This is a genomic window from Curtobacterium oceanosedimentum (genome assembly GCF_040545555.1).
Classification (GTDB): domain Bacteria; phylum Actinomycetota; class Actinomycetes; order Actinomycetales; family Microbacteriaceae; genus Curtobacterium.
In genome coordinates, this window is record NZ_JBEPMD010000010.1 from 72,182 (window position 1) to 86,171 (window position 13,990).

12 protein-coding genes are annotated in these 13,990 nt (G+C 73.2%); 5 read left to right on the top strand and 7 right to left on the bottom strand.

Translation table 11 applies throughout. From position 1 onward, the window contains the following. Nucleotides 1-5 precede the first annotated feature (5 nt). The 3 genes from ABIC52_RS11960 to ABIC52_RS11970 all read left to right on the top strand — a co-directional run bounded on the left by ABIC52_RS11960 (nt 6) and on the right by ABIC52_RS11970 (nt 2,640). On the top strand, nt 6-230 hold the full coding sequence (locus ABIC52_RS11960; protein ID WP_202976566.1) for a PLDc N-terminal domain-containing protein: 225 nt from the start codon (nt 6-8) through the stop codon (nt 228-230). Between the two features lie 130 nt (nt 231-360). Then, nucleotides 361-1,956, top strand: coding sequence for an MFS transporter (locus ABIC52_RS11965; protein WP_126892381.1), 1,596 nt, complete (start codon nt 361-363; stop codon nt 1,954-1,956). A 174-nt stretch (nt 1,957-2,130) separates the two neighbouring features. After that, nucleotides 2,131-2,640 (top strand): hypothetical protein, encoded by a 510-nt coding sequence (locus ABIC52_RS11970; protein ID WP_209679461.1) that lies wholly within the window; start codon nt 2,131-2,133, stop codon nt 2,638-2,640. Nucleotides 2,641-2,887: 247 nt separating this feature from the next. On the opposite strand, the gene ABIC52_RS11975 is transcribed toward ABIC52_RS11970, so the two are convergent. The 6 genes from ABIC52_RS11975 to ABIC52_RS12000 form a co-directional block, all read right to left on the bottom strand. After that, entirely contained in the window at nt 2,888-5,149 is a 2,262-nt protein-coding gene (locus tag ABIC52_RS11975) for an FdhF/YdeP family oxidoreductase (RefSeq protein ID WP_354027445.1), read from the bottom strand. Between the two features lie 38 nt (nt 5,150-5,187). Then, a complete protein-coding gene (fdhD, locus tag ABIC52_RS11980; RefSeq protein ID WP_126892379.1) occupies nt 5,188-6,054 on the bottom strand; it encodes a formate dehydrogenase accessory sulfurtransferase FdhD in 867 nt (288 codons plus the stop codon). A gap of 108 nt (nt 6,055-6,162) precedes the next feature. Beyond that, a complete protein-coding gene (locus tag ABIC52_RS11985; RefSeq protein WP_354027428.1) occupies nt 6,163-7,362 on the bottom strand; it encodes a molybdopterin molybdotransferase MoeA in 1,200 nt (399 codons plus the stop codon). Continuing rightward, the gene (locus tag ABIC52_RS11990; protein WP_209679456.1) at nt 7,359-7,664 is read right to left on the bottom strand and encodes a DUF6457 domain-containing protein; all 306 of its coding nucleotides are present in this window, start codon (nt 7,662-7,664) and stop codon (nt 7,359-7,361) included. Before ABIC52_RS11990 ends, ABIC52_RS11985 begins: the two co-directional genes overlap by 4 nt. A gap of 4 nt (nt 7,665-7,668) precedes the next feature. Continuing rightward, the gene (gene mobA / locus ABIC52_RS11995; protein WP_354027429.1) at nt 7,669-8,277 is read right to left on the bottom strand and encodes a molybdenum cofactor guanylyltransferase; all 609 of its coding nucleotides are present in this window, start codon (nt 8,275-8,277) and stop codon (nt 7,669-7,671) included. A gap of 84 nt (nt 8,278-8,361) precedes the next feature. Next, nucleotides 8,362-10,452, bottom strand: coding sequence for an ArnT family glycosyltransferase (locus ABIC52_RS12000; protein ID WP_354027430.1), 2,091 nt, complete (start codon nt 10,450-10,452; stop codon nt 8,362-8,364). 167 nt (nt 10,453-10,619) lie between these two features. Here ABIC52_RS12000 and ABIC52_RS12005 point away from each other — a divergent pair, with 167 nt between their 5' ends. Then, the gene (locus tag ABIC52_RS12005; protein WP_354027431.1) at nt 10,620-11,939 is read left to right on the top strand and encodes an endo-1,4-beta-xylanase; all 1,320 of its coding nucleotides are present in this window, start codon (nt 10,620-10,622) and stop codon (nt 11,937-11,939) included. A gap of 64 nt (nt 11,940-12,003) precedes the next feature. On the opposite strand, the gene ABIC52_RS12010 is transcribed toward ABIC52_RS12005, so the two are convergent. Beyond that, nucleotides 12,004-12,591: a CGNR zinc finger domain-containing protein gene (locus ABIC52_RS12010; RefSeq protein WP_209679447.1), complete on the bottom strand. Its 588-nt coding sequence runs from the start codon at nt 12,589-12,591 to the stop codon at nt 12,004-12,006. A gap of 95 nt (nt 12,592-12,686) precedes the next feature. Here ABIC52_RS12010 and ABIC52_RS12015 point away from each other — a divergent pair, with 95 nt between their 5' ends. Next, on the top strand, nt 12,687-13,955 hold the full coding sequence (locus tag ABIC52_RS12015; protein WP_209824021.1) for an MFS transporter: 1,269 nt from the start codon (nt 12,687-12,689) through the stop codon (nt 13,953-13,955). Nucleotides 13,956-13,990: the final 35 nt, after the last annotated feature.

A 13,990-nucleotide genomic window follows, 5' to 3' on the forward strand; every position in this document is an offset into this window, starting at 1 on the left:
ACGACGTGTTCGAGAACCTCGCTGGCGCCCATGTGCTGGTGCTCGTGCTGCTGCTGGCCCTGGACGTGCTGGCGCTGGTGCAGGTCTGGCGCGACCGACGGCGGAGCGACGCGGTCAAGGTCGTCTGGACGCTCGTCATCGTCCTGGTGCCGGTCGTCGGTGTGCTCGGCTGGGCGGCGAACTGGCTGCTGGGGAAAGCTGCGGACGGCCTGCAGCGCGCGGACCGCTGACGACCAGGCCGGTCCGCGCCGCGCCGGTGCGTCCGCCGGCCTGACCCGTGCGCCCCTCGGCCCGGGCCGGGGGACAAGAACCGCACAGCCTGCGGATGGCCCTGACGGCCCGGCCTAGCGTGGGATCGTCATGGCAGCCGAACACCGCAAACCCGTCGAGCCCGATGCGGCTCCCACCGTCGCGCACCACACCGCGAACCACGCCGCGACCGCCGAGCCCCCGTCGGCGCCGCAGGCCGAGCCGCACCCCGACCAGCCGGAGCACCACGGCCAGCAGGAGCACCACGGCCAGCAGCAGGACGACGCGCCGGACCCCAACCGCTGGAAGGCACTCGTCATCTGCCTGCTGGGCGGCGGCATCGTGCTGCTGGACGTGTCGATCGTCAACGTCGCACTGCAGTCCATCTCGAGCGGCCTGAGCGGCGCGACACCCGAGGCCGTCCAGTGGATCCTGTCCGGCTACGCCCTGGCCTTCGGACTGCTGCTCGTGCCCGGCGGTCGCCTCGGCGACGCGGTCGGGCGCCGGCGCATGTTCGTCGTCGGCGTCGCACTGTTCACCGTCGCGAGCGCGCTCTGCGGCTTCGCCCCGAACGGCTTCGTGCTGGTGGTCGCCCGGCTGGTGCAGGGCCTGGCCGGCGGCCTGCTCACCCCGCAGGTCACCGCGCTCATCCAGCAGCTGTTCCGCGGCAAGGAGCGCGGGACCGCCTTCGGCCTGTTCGGCGCGACCGTCGGCATCGCCACCGCGATCGGCCCGCTCGTGGGCGGCCTGCTCATCACGGCGTTCGGCACCGAGAACGGCTGGCGGTTCGTCTTCTTCGTGAACCTGCCCGTCGGGCTCGTCACGATCCTGCTCGCCTTCCGCTACCTGCCCACCACCCCGAAGGCGGAGCGTGGCCAGAAGCACGACTTCGACCCGGTCGGCATCGTGCTGCTCGGTGCCGCGGTCGTCGCGCTGCTGCTGCCGTTCGTGCAGTCCGAGCAGTGGAAGAGCCCCGCCAAGTGGTGGCTCGTCGTCGCCGCGGTGGTGTTCGCCGTGCTGTTCGTGCTGTGGGAACGCCGCTACGGCCGGAGCCACGAGCCCGTGATCGACCTCGGCCTGTTCCGTCGTCGGTCGTTCTCGCTCGGCGTCGGCCTCGCGACGGTGTACTTCGCCGGCTTCACCCCGCTGTTCTTCGTGCTGACGCTCGCGCTGCAGTCCGGCCTGCAGTACTCCGCGCTGCTCGCCGGTGTCGCGTCGGTGCCGTTCGCGATCGGCTCCGGCATCGCGTCGACCATCGGCGGCCGGATCGTCCACCGCTTCGGCCGGCAGCTCATCGTGGTCGGCACCGTGCTCGTGCTCATCGGCCTCGGCGCGGTCATCTGGGTCGTGGCGGACCACTACGGGCCGGACCTCGGCTGGTGGCTCGTGCTGCCGCTGCTGGTCGCCGGCATCGGGTCGGGTCTGACCATCTCGCCGAACCAGACGCTCACGCTCTCCGAGGTGCCGGTCCAGCAGGGCGGTTCCGCCGGCGGCCTGATCCAGGTCGGTGCCCGCGTCGGCTCGGCGATCGGGATCGCCGCTGTGGGCAGCGTGTTCTACTCGTCGCTCGCGAGCACGAAGGGCGACTACTCGCAGGGGCTGCCGCTCGGCCTCGGGGTCTCCCTGGTGTTCGTCGCGGCGGCGCTCGTCGCCGGGATCGTCGACGTCGTGGTGGGGAAGGTCCGCGGGACGGAAGCGTCCGTCTGAACGGGCGCGTCCGGCGGACGGTGACCAGCTGACGGACGGGAGGCACGGTGCCAGCGGGCACCGTGCCTCCCGTCCGTGCGCTGCACCGCCGTCGGGGGCTGGCCGACGACGCCCCGGCTCCGCTACCGTCGCGGTGTGCGGGCGCCGAGCTCGCGAGCGACGAGAGGGGGCACAGTGACGACGGACGAACGCGTGCAGGAGACCGGCCGACCGGGGCGGCGACCGACGGTGGTCACCGCAGCCGTGGTGATCTGGGCGGTCGTGCTCGTCGTACGGGTCGTCACGCTCTCGGTGGCGTCGGTGCAACTGGCGCAGGACGAGTTCGGTGGGTGGTCCATAGCAGTGATCGGTTGGGTGCTCGGCGTCGGGATCTGCGCGCTGCTCGCCTGGGCGACCCTGCTCGTCTGGCGTGGTTCCGGTACCGCCCGGGTCTGGCTCGGGGTCATGGGGGCCCTCGCCGTCGTGAACGCGGTGGTCGCGGTCGTCGTCGGGAGCGCGACCTGGCTGACGCTCGAGTCCGTCGCAGTCGTCGCCGCGGCGGTGCTGCTCTTCCTGCCGTCGGCGCGACCCTGGTTCCCCCGCGTCGAGCGGCGTCCGCGGGTGCAGGAGCCGCGGACCATCGGTTGGGACCCGCAGACCGGGGAGCGGATCACGGAGCCCCGCGGGGCCGTCGACCCGCGCTGAGGCCGTCGCGCGTTGCCCGGCAGCGGCACCCGTCGAACGGCTACGGCGCACGTCGACGGCGCACGGCGACGGCGCGAGTTCTGCGACATCGCCGCTGTCGTACGACGACCGCTTCGTCGCATCAGCCGCGCGTGCGGCTCCGGCGACGAGAGATGCGACACGACCGCTGTCGAACGACAGCGGTCTTGTCGCACAACGCATGCCGATCGGGTCCCGACCGACACGCGTGCGTCCCGGCCGGAGCGCGTCACACGCCCGCGGGCACCGCCACCCTCGTCAGCCGCACCGGGACGGCCTTCGACACCGGGGTGTTGCTGCCGATCGCCGCGCTGTCGAGCGGCACGAGCACGTTCGCCTCGGGGAAGTACGCCGCCGCACACCCGCGGGCGCTCGGGTACGCGACGACCCGGTAGTCCCGGAGCACCCGCTCGACGTCGTCGTCCCACACGGTCTCGATGTCGACCGTGTCCCCGTCCGTCAGCCCGAGCTCGACCAGGTCGTCCGGGTTCACGAAGACGACGTGGCGGCCCTTCTTGATGCCGCGGTACCGGTCGTTCAGGCTGTAGATCGTCGTGTTGTACTGGTCGTGCGAACGCAGGGTCTGCAGCAGCAGGGTGCCCTCGGGGCGCTCGACGTGCTCGAGCTCGTTCACGGTGAGCATCGCCTTGCCGGTCTTGGTCGCGAAGGTCCGCGAGTCGCGGGGGCCGTTCGGCAGGACGAAGCCCTCCTTGCTGCCGGCGCGGCGGGAGTAGTCGTCGAAGCCCGGTACGACGTGGCTGATGTGGTCGCGGATCACGTCGTAGTCGTCGCGCATGCCCTGCCAGTCGACCGGCACCCGGTCGCCGAGGGTGGCCTTCGCCAGCTCGCACACGATCGCGACCTCGGACAGCAGGCCGGGGGCGACCGGCGGGACCTGGCCGTGGCTGCCGTGCACGGAGCACACGGTGTCCTCGACGGAGACGAACTGCGGGCCGGCGGCCTGCACGTCGATCTCGGTGCGGCCCATCGTCGGCAGGATCAGGGCCTCCTCGCCCACGACGGCGTGCGACCGGTTCAGCTTCGTCGACACCTGGACGGTCATCTCGGTGCCACGGAAGGCGGCCTCGGCGAGCTGGCTGTCGGAGATCGCGGCGACGAGGTTGCCGCCCATGCCCATCCAGAACTTGATGTCCCCGCGCTGCATGGCCGTGATGCCCTTGAGCGCGTCGACCCCGTGCGCACGCGGCGGCTCGAAGTGGAACTGCTTCGCCAGGGCGTCGAGGAACGAGTCCGGCATCTGCTCCCAGATGCCCATCGTCCGGTCGCCCTGCACGTTGCTGTGCCCGCGGATCGGCGAGGCGCCGGCGCCCGGACGCCCGATGTTCCCGCGGAGCAGCAGGAGGTTGATGATCTCCTTGATCGTGTCGACGGACTTGGTGTGCTGGGTTATGCCCATCGCCCACGTGATGATGGTCCGCTCGGAGTGCAGGTAGCGCTCGGCGAGCTCGTCGATCTCCTCGACGGTCAGCCCGGTGGCGCGGACGACCTCGTCGTCGTCGACCTGCAGGATGTGCTCGACGAACGCGTCGTACCCGCTCGTGTGCGCGTCGATGAACGCGCGGTCCACCACCCCGGGGGTCTTCTGCTCGGCGAGCACGACGCGCTTCGCGAGCGCCTGCAGGAGCGCCATGTCCCCGCCGAGCCGGATCTGCAGGAACTGGTCGGCGATCTGCGTGCCGTGGCCGACGACGCCGCGGACGCGCTGCGGGTTCTTGTAGCGGCGGAGCCCCGCCTCGGGCAGCGGGTTCACCGCGACGATCTCGGCACCGTTCTTCTTGGCGTCCTCGAGCGCGGTGAGCATGCGCGGGTGGTTCGTGCCGGGGTTCTGCCCCATCACGATGATGAGCTCGGTGTGCTCGAAGTCGTCGTACGCGATGGTCGACTTGCCGATGCCGACGACCTCGGCCATCGCCAGGCTCGTCGACTCGTGGCACATGTTCGAGCAGTCGGGCAGGTTGTTGGTGCCGAACGCGCGGACGAACAGCTGGTAGACGAAGGCGGCCTCGTTCGAGGTGCGCCCGGACGTGTAGAACGACGCCTGGTCGGGGGAGTCGAGTCCGTTGAGCTTGTCGGCGATGATCCGGAAGGCCCGCTCCCAGCTGACCGGTTCGTAGTGGTCCCCGCCGGCGGGCTTCCACACCGGTTCGGTCAGGCGCCCCTGCTGCCCGAGCCAGTACTCGGTCTTGTCGGCCAGGTCGTGGACCGAGTGCTCCGCCCAGAACGTGCGCGGCACGAGCACCGGCGTCGCCTCCCACACGACCGCCTTGGCGCCGTTCTCGCAGAACTCGGCGGTCTTGCGCTTGTCCGGGTCCGGCCAGGCGCAGCTCATGCAGTCGAACCCGCCCTTCTGGTTGAGCGACAGCATGAGCTTGGCGGTGCGGGCCGCCCCGAGCTGCTCGAGCGCGGGGCCCATCGAGTGCAGGACACCGGGCACGCCCGCCGCCCAGTCCTTCGGCTCGCCGACGGTCATCTCGGCGTCGGTCACGTCGTCCTTCGGGGGCTGTTCGGTCACGGTGCGCTCACGGTCTCTCGAGGGGCTGGTGCTGGTTCGGTGATGCGTTCGGGGCGGCTGTAGACGACCATGCTCTGGCCGCGCAGGAAGCCGACGATCGTGATGCCGACCTCCTTCGCCAGGTCGACCGCGAGCGACGACGGGGCGGAGACGGCGGCGAGCACGGGGATGCCCGCCATCGAGGCCTTCTGGGTCAGCTCGAAGCTCGCACGCCCGGAGACCATGAGGACGGTCCCACTCAGCGGCAGACGTCCTTCCTTCACGGCCCACCCGACCACCTTGTCGACGGCGTTGTGCCGGCCGACGTCCTCACGGAGCACGAGCATGCGGCCCGTCGCGCCGTCGAAGAGCGCTGCCGCGTGCAGCCCGCCGGTCTTCTCGAACACGTCCTGGGCCTCACGCAGCCGGTCGGGGAACGTCGCCAGCAGCGCCGGGTCGAGCACGAGGTCGTCGTGGTGCACCGCGTGCTGCGAGGTCGTCCGCACCGCGTCGATGCTCGCCTTGCCACACAGGCCGCAGGAGCTCGTCGTGTAGAACGCGCGCTCCAGGCTCGGGTCCGGTGCCGGGACGCCGAGCGCGAGCGTCACGTCGAGCACGTTGTAGGTGTTGAGCCCCTCGTCCGTCGCCCCGGCGCAGTAGCGGGCGGCGGCGAAGTCGTCGCCACGGGCGATCACTCCCTCGGACACCAGGAACCCGGCGGCGAGGTCGACGTCGTTGCCCGGGGTTCGCATCGTGATCGCGAGCGAGTTCCCGCCGACGCGGATCTCCAGCGGCTCCTCGACGGCGAGCAGGTCGTCGCGCACCGACCGGGACGTCGCGACGGTGATGCGGGTGACGCGCTTCCGCGCCGTGATCCGGCTCATGCTCCGGGTCTACCACCCATGCCCGGCACCCGCCAGGGCGGTGCGCTCCCGGTCGGCGGGGCTGAGCCGGTCCTCAGGCCGGCAGGCGGAGCGGCAGGCCCGCGTCGGTCAGACCCACGGCAGTCGGACGGGAGGCACGTCCTCGCCCGCCACGCCGCCCCCGGCCGGCACGACCATCAGTCCGTCCGCATCGGCCAGGCCGCGCAGCATCGCCGACGTCTGGTGGGACGCCGGCACGACGCCGTCCGGCGTGGTCCGGTAGGCGAGCACCAGCCCGCCGGGGCGGTCGTTCGGTACGGCGACCGCGAGCCGCACCGACCCCGTCGGCTCGAGCGGGCGACCGAGCAGCCCGGCGACGAGCGGCCCGCCGAGCAGCACGAGCCCGACCATCGCCGCCATCGGGTTGCCGGGCAGGCACAGGTACACCGTCGTCCCGCGTCGCGCCAGCAGCATCGGGCGCCCGGGCCGCACGTCGACACGGTCGACGAGCAGCTCGGCCCCGATCCGGTCGAGCGCTCCGCGGACGTGGTCCGTCGACGACCCCGCGGTGCCGCCGGTCGTGACGACGAGGCGCTCGCGGGCCGCGTCGAACACCCGGGCGGTGGTGTCGGCGTCGTCCGCCACTCGCTCCGCGGCGACCGGCTCGGCGCCGTACGTGCGGAGCACCGTCGGCAGCGTCTGCGTGAACACGTCGCGCACCTGCCCGGGGCGTGGGACGCCCGAACCGACGATCTCGTCCCCGAGCACCGCCACCCGCACGGTCGGGGCGGGGGCGACGAGCACGTCGTCGACGCCGGACGCGGCGGCGAGGGCGACCCGGGGTGGGGTGAGCACGGTCCCGCGGGTGACGAGCACCTGACCGACGGCGACCTCCTCGCCGGCGGGCCGGACGTGACGACGCGTGGACGACGTGTGGCGGACCAGGCGGCCGTGGACGTCGACGGCGGCGTCCTCCGAGCGCACCACGGCCTCCGTTCCGGGCGGGACCGGCGCCCCCGTGGTGATGGGCCGGGCCTGCCCGGCGGCCAGTCGCTCGGTGGCGGGGAGGGCTCCGGCGACGATCCCGGCACCGATGGTCCACGGTCCGGGGCCTGCGACGGCCCAGCCGTCCATGGCGGCGTTGTCGTGCCCGGGGACCGCGCCGGGCGCGAGCAGGTCACCCGCGAGCGTCCTGCCGAGCGCCGCAGCCAGGTCGAACCGCAGCGGTCCGGCGCCGAGGTCGTGCGCGGCTGCGTCCGACGCCAGGCGGACGCCCTGCCGGTGGGCCTCGGTGCGCGCGGCGGACCAGGGGAGGAGGGTCGCCGTCACCGGGCGTCGTGACCGGTGGCGCCGGTGTCCGTCTCCGGGGTCGCCTGGCCCTCGCCGCGCGCCAGGGCGAGGCGGGTCGCGGTGTCGGCGGCGTCGGCGAGGTCGGCGGGAGAACCGCCCCGGAGCCCGGCGGCGTACCCGACCAGGAACGTCGTCAGCGGGGCAGCCGGTCGGGCCACACCGTGTGCGGCGTCGCGGGCCAGGTCGAGCACGACGTCGCGGTCGAGCGTGAAGTCCTCCGGGAACCCGAGCGCCTCCGCGAGCTCGGCGGTCCATGCGGCGAGGACGTCGTCAGTGGTCATGCGGTCAGTCAAGCAGTCCGGCGCTGCCGGTGGCCCGCGCGGCGTCCTCCGGTTCGTCCACGTCCGCACAGAGTGCTGCGGGCAGCGGGACCTCGACGAGCCGCAGGGCGGCCGTGAGTCGTCGGACCGCCGCGCCGGTGGGGTCGCCGAGCGCCCGGGCGGCGGCACGCAGGGCGTCCGAGCGGTAGAGCGCGAGCAGGGGTTGACGACGTCCGTCCTCGTCCACCGCGACGAAGCCGTCCGCGTCGTCGGCGGTCGCTCCGACCGTGTCGAGCAGCATCGCGGCCGCCGGCTCCGGTCGGACGAGGTCGCACGCCAGCACGAGGGTCCACGGTGCCGGGTCGGGCACGGCGGCGAGCCCGGCGGCGATCGCGGCGACCGGGCCGCCGCGGGGCGGCTCTTCACGGACCTTCACGACACCGGACGGCGCGGTGCGACCGGCGCGGAGTCCGACGAGCACGGTCGTCCGGGCACCCGCCGCCGCCGCGACCGCGTGGTCGGAGAGCGGCTGTCCGTCCACGACGAGGGCGGTCTTGTCCGTCCCGCCCATCCGCGACGCCCGACCCCCGGCGAGGAGGACGGCATCGTGCTGCACGACTCCCGGGGCGGTCATGCGTGAACGCTACCCGCCGCACAGCCGTCACCGTGAGCCCGTGCAGTCGCACGGACCTGCGCGGCGATCGGACGTCGTGACGCCTCAGGAGCAGCGCTCGAGCGCGAAGGACGTACTGCCGCCGCCGGGGGATCGGCCGGGTGCGGCGTCGGCGAACGTCGAGCCCCAGCGCTGCACCACCCGACAGCCGAGGTCGGCACCAGCACGGCGGACGGGGTCGGTCGCGGCGGTGCCCGACGCGACGACGAGCAGGTGCGTCCGACCGGAACGGACGATCGACTCGACCTGCGCGGCGGTGAAGACCGGGACCCGGCCGGAGAACCCGCCGTCGGTCAGGACCTCGTCGCCGGTGGCCCCGATGACGTCGGCGGCGATCCGCCACGAGTCGGTGAGGAACAGCGGTGCCCCGTCCCGACCACCGCCGGCGCGCCGGGCGGCGGCGACGAGGTCGGCCTCGTCGGCGGGCAGGCCGGTGTGGCCACCGATCACGTCCGGTGCGGAGATCGTGAACGTCGCGGCGCCGGTCGGCCGACCGCCGGTGCGCGTCCCAACGGTGCCGCCGCGGCCGAGCGCGAACGCCCGCTCCGGGGTACCAACGGCACGGGCGAAGGCACCCTGCGCGACACCGACCGACGCGTCGCCGCCGCTGCCGTCCCGTGCCGCGTCGAGGACCTGCAGCGAGAAGCACGCCGGCCCGAGCACCACCGCGGCGACGAGCAGGCCTGCCGCCGTCCGACGCCCGCGGGTCCGCAGCACCGTCGGGTCGCTCCGACGCCACCGGACGACGAGCACCACGAGTGCCACGACGGTCACCCCGACGGCGACCGTGCCGAGGAGTGCCGGCTCGGACGAGGCCCGCGCGAGCCACGCCCACCACGCGCCCTGGACCACGAGCAGGCCGACCGGCACGAGCCGCAGCCGGCGGTCGTCCGCGTCGACGAGGCCCGCGGCACCCCACCAGCCGAGTGCGCCGAGCGCCGCGAGCTGCACGCCGATCCCGGCGACGTACGCGGTGTGCGGGAGCCGCAGGACGGACAGCACCGCCACCGCGGTGACCAGCCAGACGACCAGGGCGACGAGCGTGGCGGCGGGGAGCAGGGCCTCCCGGTCGAACCGACGACGCCACCACCGGGCAGCACCGATCCCGGTGCCGGTGAGCGCTGCGGGCCACGACCAGCCGACCTGGGACGCGTACCGCGGCGAGAAGAGCTGCAGCAGTGAGTGACCGCTGCCCGCGCGACCGGCGGTCGCCGTGCGCCACGCGTCCGCCACGTGCGTGCCGGCGTGGCCGACGGCGGCACCCAACGCGCCCACCGCTCCCGGCCACAGCCCGGGGAGGAAACGGTCGACGCCGTTGTAGCCGAAGACCATCGCGAACACGCTGTCGTCGGTCGACCCGTCGAAGTAGGGGTGGTCGCCCGTCGGCAGCAGCCCGAGCACCACCGACCAGGAGAGGCTCGCGACGACCGCGGCACCGACCAGCGCGGCCACGTGCCCGGCGGCGCGGCGCCACCGTCGTCCCGGGCCGGCGGTGGCGACCACCGTGGCGACCACCAGGGCGGGCAGCACCATCCATGCCTGCAGCATCTTGGCCTGGAAGCCGACCCCGACGAACAGCCCGGCGAGCAGCAGCGGCGACCAGGTCCGGGTGAGCGCGGCCCGCTGCCACCAGACCAGCGCGACCGCGAGCGACATCGTGAGGAGGCCGTCCTCCATGGGGTGGCCGAACATCGACACGAAGATCGGGGTGCTCGCGGCGAGGGCTGCGGCGACCAGACCGGCCCGGGCGCCGAGCCAGCGGAGGGCGACCACGGAGACGGCGAGCGTCGTGACCGCCCCCTCGACGACCTGGGGCAGGGCGAGCGAGGCGGTGGACATCCCGAACAGGTGGATGCTGACAGCCTGGGGGACCGCGAAGCCCGCGAGCTTGTCGAGCGTGACGGTCGCGCCGGGGTCGAAGGAGCCGGACAGGAACGCTGGGAGGGACTCCGACATCGAGCGCGCTGCTGCCGCGTAGAACGACGAGTCGCCGCCGCGCGCCAGGTTCCAGCTGGTCAGGACGGCGCCGAGCGCGACGATCACGACGAGGGTCGCGCGCTGCGCCCGGGTCTGGTGCCACCAGCGGGAGGGGCGGGGTCCGGCGGGGGCGCCTGCGGTGGTGCTGCTGTCGTGCATCTCGTGAGCGTCCCGCCGCAGTCGATGGAGCAGCCGTGCACGAGGGCTCCCGGGACCGCGGGTTCGTTCAGGCGCGGGAGCAGGAGCGCTCGACCACGGGCGGTGCTATGTTCGGCCCCACAACAAATCCGCACGACGGTGGCGACGGTGCCACCAGGGGAGCAGACGTGGACACCCAGCAGCCGAGCACCCAGCAGCCGGGCAGCCAGCAACCGGACGCGCAGCAACCGGACGCGCAGCAATCGGTCGCGCAGCAGCCGGTCGCCCACCGCACCGGAGCGGCCGTCCTGACGGTCGTCGACCACCACGGCACACCGCTGCCGGGCGTCGAGGTCACCGTCGAGCAGACCCGGCACGCCTTCGGCTTCGGGAACATCGGCTTCGACTTCGTCGAGCTCGCGAACGACGAGGTCGACGGCGCCGAGCGGGAGCGGCTCGAACGGCTCGCCGACCTGTACACCGACGTGTTCACCACCGCGACGCTCCCGTTCTACTGGGGGCGCTTCGAACCCGAGCGCGGCCGACCCGACACCGTCCGCCTCCGCCGCACCGCCGAGTGGTTCCGCGACCGGGGGATCGCGCTCAAGGGGCACCCGCTCGTCTGGCACACGGTGCAGCCCGACTGGCTCCTCGGGCTGCCCCTCGACGAGGTCGAACGGCTGCAGCGGGAGCGCATCCGCCGCGAGGTCGGCGCGTTCGCGGGGCTGGTCGACACGTGGGACGCGATCAACGAGGTCGTCATCATGCCGGTGTTCGACAACGGCGACAACGCGATCACCCCGCTCGCCAGGGCGAAGGGCCGCATCCCGACGATCCGGATGGCGTTCGACGAGGCCCGCGCCACGAACCCGCACGCGACCCTGCTGCTCAACGACTTCGACCTGTCGAGCGCGTACGAGTGCCTGATCGAGGGCGTGCTCGAGGCCGGGGTGCAGATCGACGCCATCGGGCTGCAGACCCACATGCACCAGGGGTACTGGGGCGAGGAGACGATGCTCGCGATGGTCGACCGCTTCGCCCGGTACGGCCTGCCGCTGCACCTGACCGAGACCTCGCTCGTGTCGGGTGACCTCATGCCCGCGCACATCGTGGACCTGAACGACCACGTGGTGGACTCGTGGCCCTCGACCCCCGAGGGTGAGGCCCGTCAGGCCGACGACGTCGAGCGGCACTACCGGAGCCTGGTCGGACACCCTGCCGTCGAGGCGGTCTCGTACTGGGGCATCACCGACGCGGGCGCGTGGCTCGGGGCGCCGATCGGGCTGGTCCGCGAGGACGGGACACCGAAGCCGTCGTACGAGGCGCTCCGTCGCCTGGTGAAGGACGAGTGGTGGACCGGGCCGACCGTGCTCCGCACGGACGAGCGCGGGCAGGTGCGGGTGCGGGGGTTCCGGGGGGAGTACCGGGCGGACGTGCGGGGTGCGTCGACGGCGTTCGCCGTCGGACGCGACGCGGCGGAACACGAGCTGGTCGCGCCCGTGGCGTGACGGCGCGGCGAACGGGAGGCGCGGGGCGGGCCGGTCCCGCCCCTCCAGTCCGGCCCGGCGTGGGTCAGCGTTGCTTCCGTGCCTGGTGTCGCGCGACCCGGTTTCGGTTGCCGCAGCCCGCGGCGGTGCACCAGATGCGGTTCTGCCGTGGCGAGGTGTCCAGGTACACCCAGCCGCAGGCATCGTCGCTGCACTGGCGTGCACGGCTGAGGTCGGAGGTGAGCAGGTCGTGCGCTTCCCGGGCGACCAGGGTGCGGGGTCCGGTGAGGTCGGTCGGTTCCGACCACGACCACGTGCTCCGCTCCGGGACGCGCACCAGGGACGAGCGCCGCACGGCGTCGGCGTACTCGACGGCGACCAGGTCGACCGCCGTGTCCGAGCCGTGGAACACGGCCTCGTAGATCGCTTCGCGCAACGCGATCACCGCCGCGAGTTCCCGGGCAGCATCGTCCGGTGCCTCGACTGCGGTGGTTCGCAAGCTGCCGAGGTCGGGGCGTCCGGCGATCTCCTCGGACCAGCGGACGAGTTCGTCGAACGTCGGGAGCGTGTCGATCGAACGCGTGTCGTCGAGGCGCCAGTGGACCGTGTCGACGAGGTCCAGGGCAAGGTGGCCGGCGACCTTCGGGAAGGCGGGCGTCGAGGGTACGTCCATGCGTCGAGCCTAATGGGTGCTGCGGCCGGACACCATTAGTGCGAACTGGCATGGTCTAACGCATGACTGCATCGCAACGCATTAGCCCCCACCGCTTGGGTCCCGACTTCTCGCGCCTGTGGACGGCGCTCGGCGCGTCCGCTGTCGGCGGGCAGATCAGCGAGCTGGCCGTGCCGCTCCTCGCCGTCGTCGTCCTCCACGCCACCGCTGGCGAGGCGGGGATGCTCGGCGCCGCCCGGTGGCTGCCCTTCCTGCTCCTCGCCCTCCCGCTCGGCGTGGTGATCGATCGATGCCGCCGACGGCCGGTCCTGGTGGCAGCCGACGTGGTGCGGGCGCTGCTGACGGTCGGTGTCGTCGTGCTCGCGGTGACCGGAGCGCTGACGCTGCCGCTGCTGATCGTGGCGGTCGGCGCGCTCGGCGCCTGCACGGTGGCGTTCGAGGTCGCGTACCAGTCCTTCCTCCCCACTGTCGCCGGGCGCGACCAGCTGGAGCGGGCGAACGGACGACTCCAGGCCACGTCGTCCGTCGCCGAGGTGGGCGGCCCCGGGATCGCAGGTCTGCTCGTGCAGGTCCTGACCGCACCGTGGGCACTCCTGGCACATGCGGGGACGTACGTCGTCTCGGCCGTCGCGCTCGCACGGATCCGTCAGCCGGAGGCCCGACCGGTGCCGAGCGGGCACGGCGTGCTCCGGGACCTCCGCGACGGCCTCGACCACGTGCGGAAGGACCGGTACCTGGTCTCCCTGGTCGGCTTCGCCGCGATCTACAACCTCTTCGCGCAGTGGATCCTCGTCCTCTTCACCGTGCACGCGGTCCGTCAGCTGGGCATGACCGCCGGACTGCTCGGTGCGGTCTTCAGCCTCGGCGCGATCGGTGCCGTCGTCGGGGCTGCTGCTGCGCCGAAGGCGGTCCGCCGGTGGGGTGCCGGGCCGGTCCTCGTGGCGTGCGCTGCGGTCGAGTGCGCCGCGCTGCTCGCGCTCCCCGCCGTGGGGACCGACTGGCCGCGTCCCGCCGTGACGGCGGTGCTCGTGCTCGCGTTCGCCTGCAACGGTGCCGGGACCGCGCTCTCGAGCGTCGTCGCACTCACCATCCGGCAGCTCCGGACGCCGGACCGCCTGCTGGGCCGCGTCAACGCGACCATGCGGTGGATCAGCTACGGGGTCATCGCCGTCGGGGCTGCGCTCGGGGGACTCGTCGGTGACGCCCTCGGCACCAGGACCGCGATCGCGATCGGCTGTGCCGGGAGCTTGTCGACCCTGGTCTGGGTCGCCTGCTCGCCCCTCAGGAGCATCCGCGAGCCCCAGGACCTCCGCGTCGCCGATCCGGTCCCCGGACACACGGGTGACCGGGGCCCGGACGAGTGAGCGCGGTCACGTGGCCACGGTCCGGTGGGAGTCGG